This is a genomic window from Alcanivorax sediminis (assembly GCF_009601165.1).
GTDB classification, from domain to species: Bacteria; Pseudomonadota; Gammaproteobacteria; order Pseudomonadales; family Alcanivoracaceae; genus Alcanivorax; species Alcanivorax sediminis.
Genome location: NZ_WIRE01000001.1, coordinates 343,967 through 356,978 on the forward strand (window position 1 = coordinate 343,967; position 13,012 = coordinate 356,978).

General features: G+C 58.3%; 5 protein-coding genes. All 5 read right to left on the reverse strand.

Features of this window, described 5'->3' with window-relative positions:
• Positions 1-31 precede the first annotated feature (31 nt).
• Complete coding sequence (locus GFN93_RS01400) at positions 32-2,998, reverse strand: Ig-like domain-containing protein (RefSeq protein WP_153498652.1); 2,967 nt, start codon at positions 2,996-2,998, stop codon at positions 32-34.
• A gap of 15 nt (positions 2,999-3,013) precedes the next feature.
• Positions 3,014-4,372 (reverse strand): outer membrane protein transport protein, encoded by a 1,359-nt coding sequence (locus GFN93_RS01405; protein WP_035232462.1) that lies wholly within the window; start codon positions 4,370-4,372, stop codon positions 3,014-3,016.
• A gap of 368 nt (positions 4,373-4,740) precedes the next feature.
• Positions 4,741-7,956, reverse strand: coding sequence for an Ig-like domain-containing protein (locus GFN93_RS01410; RefSeq protein ID WP_153498653.1), 3,216 nt, complete (start codon positions 7,954-7,956; stop codon positions 4,741-4,743).
• 12 nt (positions 7,957-7,968) lie between these two features.
• Complete coding sequence (locus GFN93_RS01415) at positions 7,969-9,324, reverse strand: OmpP1/FadL family transporter (RefSeq protein WP_153498654.1); 1,356 nt, start codon at positions 9,322-9,324, stop codon at positions 7,969-7,971.
• A gap of 474 nt (positions 9,325-9,798) precedes the next feature.
• Positions 9,799-13,005: an Ig-like domain-containing protein gene (locus tag GFN93_RS01420; RefSeq protein ID WP_194285727.1), complete on the reverse strand. Its 3,207-nt coding sequence runs from the start codon at positions 13,003-13,005 to the stop codon at positions 9,799-9,801.
• Positions 13,006-13,012: the final 7 nt, after the last annotated feature.

Below are 13,012 nucleotides of genomic sequence, written 5' to 3' on the forward strand. Positions count from 1 at the left end.
CCGCTTCTCCCTGCATCACAGAAGGTGGCGACTACTTGATCGAGCCGCTCTGGAAGGTCAGATTCACACCACCCACTGGAATGGCCAGGTCAATGGTGGCCAGCCCGGAACCGATGTTGACGTCGATGTCCTTGGCGGTGAGGCTTTCCAGACCGATCACCATGCGGCCATCCGGCAGGAAATCTACCGGCCCCTTGAGCTGCACATCATCCAGCGGATAGCTGTAGAGATTGTGCGGCAGAGGCAAACCCAGTGGCTCCATCTCCTGGGCATCCAGCAGCAGATCCAGTGCGGTATCAAAGGTGAGCTGATCTTCCACCTCGTCATAACGAATCCAGCCTTGCAGTGGCAAGGTACGCCGCCCTGTGCCGTCATCCCGGTAACGGGCACGCATCACCAGCGGGCCGGTCGGCACAGAGGTGGGCACTCCAACCAGCTGGGCATGGACATCCTTGCTGGTGGTATAGAGAACCGGTGGGTAGAGGGTCACTTCCACCGCCTGCTCGGCCTCGTCCCAGCCAACGATATCCACGTTGATCCCCCCGTTGAGGTAGGTATCTTTCTGGTCCGGGCAGCTTAGCGGCTGCAGCAGCAAGGTAAAACCACACCCCACATTGGCTCCGGTCACCGCCCCGCCGTAGCCGGTAACGCCCAGCCGGGCCGCGTTGGCAGGCACCGGGTAGACGCCGCTACCGGCAGGCACTTCCACAGTGGCTGTTTCCTCGCTGTCGACCAGGAAGTTGGCGTTCACGTCCGTCTTGGGCAGATTGCGCAGTGGCAGAAACACATTGTCTGTTGCTTCAGCGCCAACGAAGGCAACGCTCAAATCCGGCCCGCCGACATCACTCTCCGGCGCCAGCAGCTGTGCGGTTTGCAGGGGCATACCCGCGGATGAGCAGATCACGTTCTGGCCACAGCCGGTCGCCGAGTGAGATCCCAGCACATAGCGATAAAGCTGGCCCTGCTCCCAGGGTGCCTGGGGAATAATGGTCAGCTCGCGAAGCTGCGGGGACAACGTGGCCGGCACCACCTCAAGGCAGTTACCCGCAGCATCGATTTTCTCTACGCGGACACTGCCATCATCACAGCTGGTGCCCAACACCATGCTGCTGGTATCCATATCCTGGGAAAACTGGATGGCGATGGCCCGGTTGGCCGGCAGGGTCGGCAGCGGCAGCACATCCCCGGCCTGGCCTTGGGTATTGCTGACGCATTGCCCTTGCTCCCCTGCCGCCAGATCACGGCTGGCGGGATCCACCGCACAGGGATAGCCTGGATACACGGTGGTGGCATTGGGCGACCGCGGTGCATTGGTACTGAAGGACGGCATACTGAACGTCACGGTTTCCGGGCTGGCCGGGTTGCCGCGCAAATCCTGCACACCATCCGTAAGCGCGACCTGATACTCCGTCCCAAAGCTCAAGGGTTGATCCGGCATCAGCACCACCGAAGCACCATCCACTTGCCACTGAAACGGCACCGCGCTGCCCTGCTGAGTCAGCATCAACGTCACGCCGGGCTCAATGGTGGTCTGATCTGGCGTTTCGTTCAGATTGAGAATGATCGGGTCACCGGGACGGAAGCGGTCGGCAAAATCTCCCGGCTGCCAGCTCTGTAGAACCGGGCCGCTGATATCCGCCACTGGCTGGGGCGCATTCTCCTGATCTGCATAGGATTCCATGTGGAAACTGAGTACACCGTAAGCCGTTTCAATACCCAGCACTTCCGGCTCAACCACGCCAACGGCATCGATCACCATGCGCCCTTCTTCCACAATGGCCCGGCCCACCAGATCCACCTGCAACAGGCTCTGGGTGAAGGCACCATTGGCGCGGGAATCCGCGGTGGAGAATGCCAGATCCAGGGTTAGCTCCACTCGTCGCGGTGCTTCGGGGCTCTGGCTGTAAGGCGTAGGCAACAGGTAGCCGTTGGCATCGGAGACAAAACTCACTGTCACATCACCGGAATCAAAACCGGCCGGCAGATAGCCACCAATCAACACGTCCAGTGGCTCACCTTCCAGCAGCGAACCTTTACTGATTCGCAGCGGCGCGGCATCCGGGTAATTGGGGATGTACGCCAGATCGGCAAACACGTTACCGGACAGCTTTGACACGGTGGTGTCACCCAACAACTTGGCCACCAACGGCACACAGTTAATCGGGGCTCCGGTCAAAGGTGACCGAGTCACGCCGTCCTCATTACAGCCTTTGACGGGATCTGCTGCCATGGCTTCCAGCACCAGCGTTTCGCTGGGGGCCGAATCCTCAGGAACCAGAGAGTAGCTCGCGCCTCCGGTCAGGCTGTTTCCGAACACGCTGGCCAGGTCGCTGGTCAGGGTCAGGGTGTAGGTGTTCCCCGGCGTCAGGTCTTCCACCGGATCGATGGTCAGCCGGTTGCCTCCACTGAGCACCGATACCGGAATCACGTTATCGGCGTTGTCGGTCAGCGTGACCGAGCTGCCGTAATCCACAGTGGTCGCATCCAACGGTTGGGAAAACTGGAGTCGCAGGGTGGAAAAATCCATCAGCGGACGGTTCTCTGCCGGCGAAAAGCGGCTGACCACAAAATCCGCCGCCTGCTGCTGCGCTTCCACCGCGCCCCGCTTGGCAGAGCCGGTGACAAAATTCAGAGCACCACCACCGACGCCCTCCAGGGTCATGCCTGCCAGCGCCAGGGTGTATTCGCTGTTGAACGCCAACGGTGCCGATGGTGTGACCACCAACGAACTGCCGCCATCGGCCCAGGACACCGCCACATTGACCGCGCCTTGCGGCCCATTCAGGGTGACATCGCTCTCTGCCAGCCCCGGCGGTTCGGAAAACTGCACCACCAGCGGCGCGTGCACTGACACGCCAGCCTGCTCATCGGCAGGATAGGTGTAGAACACATGACCTTTTTCCCGGCCGCTGAAATCCACTGTCTGTTCACTGCCACCACCGCCACAGGCGGCCAGCAGACTGGCAGCGGCAACCAGTAATACGCTACGCATTATCATCACAGCCTCCGCTTATCAGAATTTCAGGGTCAGCGAACCACTGAAGACATGCACGTCGCCATCCGCTTCCACCTGCTCACTGGGCTGCGGGTAAACCGCAGATTGGGTGTCGTAGATATCAAAGGTGCGCGACTCCAGTTTTTGATACTGGTAACCCACATCCAGGCGCACCGGATAGGCCAGCAACCAGGGCTCGTCGAATTTTGCCGTCAGGCCAAGGCCGGCAATCCACTTGTCGCCGTCAAGATAGTTCACGTCCACAGACGCATCAGAATCCAGTGGAGATTCACTGAACGCCAGACCACCAGTGACCGCAAACACCTCATTAAGCTGGAACTCACCGCCAATGCGGGGGATCAGAATATCCTTGAATTTCAGCTGTCCCACATCACCGTTAACGCTCTGGTCCTTGATGGTGTCGTCCTCGAACTCTTCTTCCAGTTTTGACCACTGCTGCCATTCCAGGGTGACACCGGCACGCCAGCGATCCGCCCGGTAGTGCAGGCCACCCGTGAGGATGTTTGGCTGATAGGAATCCAGAGTGGAAATACGCAGAGGCAAGCCCGGCGCACCGATCACCCCTGGAATAATCGCATCGGCGGACACTTCGGTCTGGGTGTTGGAATACATGCGATAGGCAAAGGCGGTTTCCAGGCCATCGAACCAACAGTTGTCACCTTCTGCGCAGAAGGTTTTTCCCCAATCCATGTTCATGCTGAGAATCGGGCGAATGGAGGGCTTGGCCGAGACATCCAGCTGTTCGTACTGGGTATTGCCGGCCAGGTCTGTCGTGGCGCGCAGATCCGCCGCCGCGTGCAGGGTGATCCGTGCGGTGGCCCCCACATCAATACCGCGCCACACCTGGGTAGCACCACCCAGATTGAGGAACAGGGGTTGGCGACCGTATTCCAGATACTGACCTTGCTGAGACGTGGTGGAATCAAACGCCAGCATCTCCTCACCGTACTCTTCCACCCCGAGCATGAAACCCAGATAGAAAGGGTGGCCATACTGGGTGAGCGAGGTCAGGTTGGTCTTCATGCCAATCAGCACCTGCTGGGCAGGGGAATCCTGCAATACATCACCGCGCCGCAGCGGAGCATCAGCACCGCCAAGGCTGTTGGCGCGCAATTCATGCTCCGCATGCATCAACCCGACGGTCAGCTCACCACGTGAGTCGTGGGCCAGATAGGCCGGATTGTAATAGGTGGCGGAAACCTGGCTGTTAAACATGCTCAACGCCTGGGCCGAGGCCAGATCTGAAGGCAGTACGCCGTAGGTGGTACCAATGTTACCCATACTTCCCAAGGCAACAGACTGCATCAACACACCGCCAGCCATGACGGCGATACGTCCCGAAAAGGAAACAGACATTCTTATGCTCCTGACGTTCTTGTTGCTTTTCTCGTCGCCGGGATAGCGACACGGGCAAGACCCTGTCAGGGGTGAACAATTATTCACATAGGAAAAAAGCGGTAATCGGTGTAATCCGGGAAGCGAATTCGTAAAAAACTTTCAAATAGTGAACGGGGTTCCACTAGGAAGATGACACTCGTCAGGCACGGTTGTGCCAGAAGAGGTGTCGCATCGCGACGGAACCGTCGCTCCCACAGGTGGAGATTTCCGGCGTGGGTGCCGCTTTCTTTGTGGGAGCAGCGGTTCCGCCGCGATGAACCAAAAAATGCCCCGGCAAGCCGGGGCGAGGACAGTCATGCGAAAGGAAATCGCAGCACGCGTATCCGTTACTGGATGGACACGCTCTGATAGCTGAGGTTGATACCGCCAGCCGGGATTTGCAGTGTCACCTTGCCGCCTTCAAAACCGGCCAGTGAGATCTCCAGATCCACGTCCAGCGGAGCCTGATTCTGCAGGCCGATAAAGAGGCGGCCATCCGGCAGGAAGTCCAGCGGCCCTTCCAGCACCACATTATCAATCGGCAAGCTCTTCACATTGTGCTCAAGACCAATCGGCAGACTCAGCGCCGGCGCATCGAACAGCAGATCGAACGGGATACGGAATACCGGACCATCCGGGGTTTCCACGATATAGCCCACCGGCGGCACCGTACGCGGGCTGTTCGGGTCATTCGGATCTTCCGGCTCATAGCGCACCCGCATGATGTTGGGACCGGTTGCGGTATCAATCGGGATCAAACCGATGTTATCGAGGTTGGTAGCCTCAATCAGATCGGAAACCAAGGAGGCATCCAGCAAACCATTGACCACATCAGCCAGCGCGTCACCAATCAGCGGGATATTTCCCAGCAAGGTATCCAGGGTGCCTTCGGAAGTTAGCTGCACACCAATCACTGCGGTGGCATCCAGGTTAGTGAGCGCCACCGTGGTGGGGTAAATCACCACTGGCACACCCTGCTCCACTTCATCGAAGTCCAGGATTTCGGTGTTCAGCAAACCGGTCACATACATGATCTTCTCGCTATCACATTGTGTCGGCGTGCCACCCGCTGTGTCATCGAACCCGCAACCGGTGTTGGCATAGGACACCAACCCTTCACCACCGGTACCCCGTGGCACGATGAAGGTGGCATTGGCCGGGGTATCTGCCGGATCCAGGGTGTCACCGGTGATCACCGGTTCACCGCTGTCGATCTGGAAGTTGTTGTTCACATCGGCACTGGGCAAGTTCGCCAGTTCCTGGAAGATGGTGTTGGCAGCAGGGCCGCCCTTGAACAGGATCTCCATGTCCGGACCACCGTCTTTCAGACCGCCACCCAGCAGAGGGGCACTCTGGAAAGGAAGGCCGTCAGCGGAACAGATACCCGCACACCCGGTGCCGCCACCATTACCCGCCATCACATAGCGGTAAAGGGCTCCCTCTACCCACGGTTGCTCCGGAGTAAAGGTCACATTGCGCGTTTCCACCTTCAGCTCACCGGCAACCGGCTCCCAGCTGCCTGCATTGTCTTTCTCTACCAGGAAGGTATTACCCAGTGTGATCGTGGACGCATCCATGTTCTGGGAAAAACGCACAATGATGGAACGGTTGGACGGAAGATCCACGATGGGTATCTGATCCACGACAACCTGTTCAGCTTCCGCACTGGAAGAGATACAGGAGCCCTGGAAGCCAGAATCGATCGCCGTCTGATCTGCCACCGTACTGGCACAGGGGAAACCGGGATAGACCGTGGACGCGAAAGGACCGCGACGCACATCGCCGGGGTCGTTGATCACATACTCTGGCAAGGTGAAGTCGAGACTGTTATCGCCTTCCAGGCTGTCCAGCATTTGCAGGGGGTTACCCGCCAGATCGGTAATTTCCGGCGTGGTTGTGACCACATACTCCACACCATATTCCACCGCCGGATCGGGATGAATCACCAGGGCATTACCGCTCAACGCCCAACTGAAAGGTTCAGCAACTCCACCCTTGGTCAACTGCAGCGTGGTGCCTGGGATAATGGAATCCGGCTCCAGCGCTTCATTGAAATGGATCACAATGGGCTCACCCGGTTCCATACGGTCGGCCACATTGCCCGGCTGCCAGGACAGCTCAGCACCATTATCTCCATTCATGACCGGGACAAACGGGTTCACCGTATCCAGCGGCTGCGCAGGCGCATTTTCCTGATCGCGATAGGATTCCATGCGGAAACTGAGTACGCCGTAGCTGCTTTCCACACCCAGCACGCGAGGCTCAACGACCGTGATGGCGTCGGTGTTCAGCTGGCCATCTTCGATCAGGCCAGTACCCACCAATTCCAGGTGCATAAGATTCTGTGTGAAGGCACCATTGGCGCGCGCGTCGGAGGTGGAAGTGGCCACATCCATCATCAAACGCAGCTGCTTGGGCGCATTATCGCTTTCGGCGTTGGGGTTGGGGAACAGGTAGCCAGTGGCGTCAGAAATGATCTGCACCGTCACTTCACCGGAATCGAAGCCCACCGGCACTTCACCGCCGATAAATACTTCCAGCGCATCCCCTTTCAGGATGCCACCTTTCTTCACTCGCAGTGGCGTTACCTCCGGGAAGCTCGGGGCAAACGCCAGCTCTGCGTAGACATCCCCGGACTGCTTGGAAACGGTCTTGTCTTGCAGCAGGGTACCGATGACTGGCACACAGTTAATCGGCTGACCGGTCAGGGCTGACAGGCGTACGCCCTCATCCAGACACCCCAGATCCTTGTCTGCCGGCGGCGCATTCGTCACCAGAACCGCACGCTCACCGGTCGTCGGGGAGGTGGTGTCCTGCGGCACAGTGCTATGGGTGAAGGCGGCAATGGTATCGCCTGCCTCGTTCTTCACACCATCGATGACCAGTTCATAGGTCTGGCCGGGCACCATGTCGTCTTTTGGATCTACCGTGATGGCGGTGCGCCCCACCAACAATTGCGCCGGCACAAGCTCACCGTTGCTCATCAGGCTAACGGTTGAGCCGTACACGGCGCTGCTCACATCAATGGCCTGGGTGGTGCGAACACGGAAGGACGAGAAGTCCATGCTCTTGAACTGGCCATCATCCGGGAACAGGGAGGACACCTCGAACGTGTCGCTGGTGCGCTGGGTCGCCAGCGGACCTTCCAGAGCGGCACGGGTGGTGAAGTTCAGGGCACCATCCTTGAACGTGGTGGTTTCGCCCAGGACCTTGACCCCGTTCATCACCACTTTATAGGCGGAGGCGGGCTTGAGTGCGTCCACCGGAGTCAGGACCACACCCTTGCCACCCGCTACGGATTCCAGGGTGAAGGCTACGCTCTCACCCTCCGGGCCAGTAAAGGCGAAGTTGCTGGCACTCGCCTTAACGGTATGACTGAACTGCAACGCCACGATTGCACGCGGAGCCACTTGTTCCTGGTTATCCAGCGGATAGGTGTAATGCAGGTTACGCGCATTGAAAGTGGGCGTATCGAAGCTCACATCGGCGCTGTCGCCACCGCAGCCGACCAGGGAGGCCGCTGCTATGGCTGATGCGATGAGGGCAATCTTGTTCTTTTTCATGGTGCGCCTCCGTTAAAACTTGAGGGTGACGGAGCCAGAGAAGACATGGACATCGCCTTCCGTGCTCACGCGCTCATAGGGATTGGTAACACCCGGCTCAGTGCTGGTCAGTTCAAACTCGCGCTCTTCCAGCATCTGGTACTGGTAACCGAAGTCAAGGCGAACCGGATAGGCGAGGATCGGCGGGTTGTGAATGATCAAGGAGCTACCCAGACCGATGATAATCTTGTCGTTATCGTAGAAGTTCACATCCGGGGTCTGAAGACTTTCCAGCGGGCTCTCCTGGTAAGCAGCACCACCAAACAGGATCATGTGCTTGTTAACGGTCCACTCAGCACCGATACGCGGCACAATAATGTCTTTGAATTTTGCGTTGGCCTGATCTCGCACGGTATCGCGAGCCAGTTCATCCTCAAGGTCACTCCAGTTCTGCTGTTCAACCGAGATCGCAGCGCGGAAGTTGTCCGAGAAGTGATAAAGAATACCGCCACTGAAAATATCTGGCTGGTAGGAATCGATGGTATCAATCAACACCGTGATACCCGGATCGATCACCGTTCCCGGGATGGTCAGGTTAGATTCCACTGCGGTACGCGACTCGGTGTGGCCACGGAAGGCGAAAGCCGTTTCCAGGCCCGTCCAGATACCACAATCTTCCCTGCCGCAGAACATCTTGTCGTATTCCAGGTTCAGGGACAGCACCGGGCGAATCACCGGCTTGGCCGACACATTCAATTCTTCGTACTGGGTTTCCCCTGCCAGATCCGCACTGGCAATCAGTGTGGCTTCATTACGCAGGGAAACGAGGACAGATGCACCGGTAGATATACCGTTACCGCCTTCAAGCCCGCCACCAATGCTCAGGAACAGCGGCTGACGTCCGTATTGGAAGTTCTGACCTTCGCGTGAGTTCTTGGACTCAAAGGCAATCATCTCTTCACCGAACTTTTCTACACCAGCGACGATCGCGAAATAGATTGGATGGTCGAACTTGGTCATATCCGTCAGATCAGTCTTGAGGGCAATGATCTGTTGCTGGGTGTCTGCAACATTCGCGCGGCTGCCGTCCCGGATTACGGCAGCACCACCACCGCTGGGGTTGCCCAGGCTGTTTACGTCCAGTTCGTGTTCACCGTGCATCAACCCGACTGTCAGCTCACCTCGCTCATCCTGAGTCAGGTAGGCGGGGTTGTAATAAATCGCGGAAGCCTGGGTATTGAAGAGGGAAAGCCCCTGCGCTGTACCCACGTCGGTGGGCAACAAGCCATAAGTACTGGCTGTATTACCCATGGCGGCGAAGGCCGGGGCGCTCAGCAGGGTCGAGAAAAGGGCTGCAGCCCCCAGACGGCTAAAGGGTTTGACGGACATATGGTTTCTCCGGCGTTTGTTATTCGGCTTATTGCCACTGTCTCACTGAGCGTGGCGTTGTTGCAGCGAAGATCAGGTGAACGGTATGCACCGGCTGACCTGTACTCGCCTGTGTATATGCAATAAGTAAAACAAAACGCTGGTACCACAGCCGTTGCGAAAAGGTTGGGAATAGTTGAGATACGGTGTGTGACTTGGCGGACTTGTTAAGGTGTGTAATCGGAGTGTTTCGATGAGCAAGATGCCAGCCCCACCGACTATACAAAGGCGGCCCTTCTGGCGCCGGGGCCTGTTCGGGCTGGGGCTCAAAGGGTGCAGGAAGCGCCTTTAACAACAGAAAAACCTGCCCGGACGGTATTGCGGCTCCTGTGTAGCTGCCAGCGGAAGAGCCCCCTCGCCAAGCGGATGACTCAGGGGTAAGCGCCAGACACAAAAAAGCCGGCGCGATGGCCGGCTCTTTTGGAGTGACAGACGTTACTGCTTGATGGGCTCCCCCAGGTACTGGAGCTTCACGCCTTGTGCCGGGATTTGCAGGTACATGCTGGGCCGCAGAATCTCGATGATCTTGAGGTTTACATCCAGCGCGATGGTATTGGTGTTGATCTGCTCAATCACCATGCGACCATCCGGCAGGAAGGTCACCGGGCCTCCCAGGTTCATGGTCAACGGATAACTGTGCAGGTTATGCTCGCCATCCAGTGTAATGTGCATGTAGGGCGCATCCAGATACAGATCTACATCAGTGCGGAATTCCGGCCCTTCTGGCGTCGCCACAATCCAGCCTGGGATTAGGCCCTGCCGTTCGATCTCGTCATACACATAGCTGCCATCCGGGTTGGTCTTGCCACAGTAGTTTTCTGCATCGGTGGGCCAGGCCACACAGCTGTAGCGCATGCGCATGTACTGGGTTTCAGTGGGTGTCTCGATATCGGAAAGATCAAAGCCGATGGACAGCGTCACCTTGATCGTCACTGACGAGGCTTGAATCAGGGTGGGATACAGCCCCACACGGACTGCCCGCACGGGCTGGCCGGTTTCCGGGTCGATTACCGTTTCACCGGTTTGCAGATCCCGGTACTCCGCCGAACCAAACACCTCGGTATTCAGGCCACCCACCACATGAATGCCACACTGCTCTGGCAGATCACACAGCAACTCCGGATCAGACAACACACCGTCGGATCCATTGTTGGCACCACGGCTCTCATCCACTAGCAGGGCGGTGGTATTGGCCCCCGGCTCTCCACCTTCGTAGCCCGGCTCACCGGCATCAAAACGACCGTTGCCATTCAGGTCCGCCGTAGGCAGATTGCGCAGCGGCTGGAATACCGAGTCGTTTCTTGACGCTCCCACAAAATGCAGATGCATATCCGGCCCACCCTCATCCACGCCAGGCGCGTTGATCAACGCCGTCTGCAGGCGCTTGCCCGCTACAGAACAGATGGCTTCACCACTGTTGCAGTCATCAGGCTGCTGACTGCCTGTGCCGTTAACGCTCATAAGCACGTAACGGTAGCTGACGCCCTCTTCCCAGGGCTGATCCGGAGTGAAAACCAGGCTGCGCGCGCCCACTTTGAGCTCACCGGTTACCCCTGATTCACAGTGGTACTTGCGCTTGCCGTTCTCGTCGTAACGAATTGGCACTCCATTCGCGTCGGATTCCACTTTCTCCACCCGAAAACTGCCCACGCCACAGGCCAGGCTGTTTTCAAACACGATGGAGGCTGGATCCATGTCCTGGGAGAAGTTGACCCGGATGGAACGATCAGCCGGCATTTGCGGTACCGGGTTACGGTCGTCTTCGGTTTTGCCGCCGCGACAGAAACCGTGGTTGCCCGCCTCGATTTCCCAGTGCTCGTTATTGCTGGCACAGGGGAAGCCCGGGTAGGTAGTAAGCGCAACGGGGGGTACCGCTCCACCCACCACTGAGGGCAAGCTGAAATCACGAGTCAGCGCAGCAAGCGGGTTACCGGCCAGATCCGTGACTGCCGTGCTGACCTGAACCTGGTAAGCAGTCCCCATGGCTAGCGGGCTACCCGGACGCAGGATAAGGGTGGCACCATCCAGCTCCCATTCGAAAGGCACTGAGACACCACTGCTGAGCAGATCCAGACTCTGCCCGGCTACCAAGGTGGCAGGATCCAGCGGCTCACTGAAATTCAGGATCACCGGGTCCCCCGGACGTGCCATGTCAGCCACACCACTGGCGTTAGCAACAGGCACCATGGACTGCAGCACCGGAGCGGTCATGTCCAGCACCAGCGGCGGCGCATTATCCTGATCCGCATAGGACTTCATGTGGAAGCTGAGCAGACCGAAGGCCGTTTCCTGACCCAGCACCTTGGGCTCAACCGCACCCACCGCATCAATCTCCATACGGCCGTCGTTCACCAGCGCCATGCCATTCAATTCAACATGCAGCAGGGTCTGGCTCAGTCCGCCATTGGCTTCCGGGTTTTCCGCTGTCATGGCCACATCCATGAACAGCTTCACCTGTTTGGGCGCCTGATCAGAGTCGCTGTAAGGATTGGGCAACAGGTAACCAGAAGCATCGGACAGGAAGGTCACCTTGATGGCACCCGTTTCAATCCCGGCAGGGACATCGCCACCGACCTTGACTGCAATATTACTGCCCGTGAGCAGGCTGTTGCGGGCAATACGAAGAGGCGAGACATCCGGGTAATTAGGCAGGAACGCCAGTTCCGCATGGACATCACCAGACTGCAGGGTGGCGTCCTTGCCGCCCAGCAGGTTGGACTGGATCGGCACGCAATTGATAGCCGCTCCGGTCAGCTTGGCTGTCTCGACCCCGTCCACATTACAGGGGTCCTCCATGGCGCCACTGGCGGGTACCACTTCCTGCACCAGGGTTGCGCGGGGCTGGGAATCCCGTGCTCGCCAGGACTGCGAGAAACCGCCTGTGAGCGCAGCCTCGCCTACTCCACGAACCGCATCCGTCATTTTCAGCGTGTACTTGCGGCCAGGGAGCAAATCACTTTGCGGATCGATGGTGACAGCGTTGCCCTTGACCAGCAGCGTGGCCGCAACTGTACCGTCGGGACCTTCAAGCTCCACTGAGCCATCACCATCGGTATCACCGTACACCAGTGAGCTTGCATCCAGCTGCTGGCTGAACTGCAAACGGAGTGTGGAAAAGTCCATGAACTGCAGCAGGGAGCCGTCCGGTATGATCTTGCTAACCGTCAAGTCCGGGCTCAGCATGCGCTCCGCCAACGGACCGTCCACCGACATGCGAGTCACGAAATCCAGGCCGCCATCATCAAACTGGGCCTCACCATTGCTGGTATTGATGTCATTGAGCACCAACCGGTAATGGGTTGTCAGGTTGAGCGGGGCTTCGGGCTGCAGAACAACCCCCTTGCCACCGCCAACGCGCTCCGGCGGCGTCAGCGCAACCCGGTTATCTCCCGTGTCTTCACAGCTTTCACCTTCGGAGGGGCACTCAAGCAGGGTAAAGTTGCTGCCATCCACATTGACCTTGTGGGAAAAACGCAGCACCAGAGGTGTCTTCGGGGATACCCCATCCTGGCCATCATAGGGGTAGCTGTAGTACACATCCCCGATTTGCCAGTTTTCATACGTTGGCTTGTCGCCGGCCTCTCCCCCGCACGCGGCCAGAAGGGCTGCAGAGGTCGCCAGGCATAACGCTTTCAGTTTCATGGTCATG

Coding starts and splice junctions, on each gene's coding strand:
- GFN93_RS01400 (WP_153498652.1), bottom strand. CDS start 2,998: ATGATAATGCGTAGCGTATTACTGGTTGCCGCTGCCAGTCTGCTGGCC.
- GFN93_RS01410 (WP_153498653.1), bottom strand. CDS start 7,956: ATGAAAAAGAACAAGATTGCCCTCATCGCATCAGCCATAGCAGCGGCC.
- GFN93_RS01415 (WP_153498654.1), bottom strand. CDS start 9,324: ATGTCCGTCAAACCCTTTAGCCGTCTGGGGGCTGCAGCCCTTTTCTCG.
- GFN93_RS01405 (WP_035232462.1), bottom strand. CDS start 4,372: ATGTCTGTTTCCTTTTCGGGACGTATCGCCGTCATGGCTGGCGGTGTG.
- GFN93_RS01420 (WP_194285727.1), bottom strand. CDS start 13,005: ATGAAACTGAAAGCGTTATGCCTGGCGACCTCTGCAGCCCTTCTGGCC.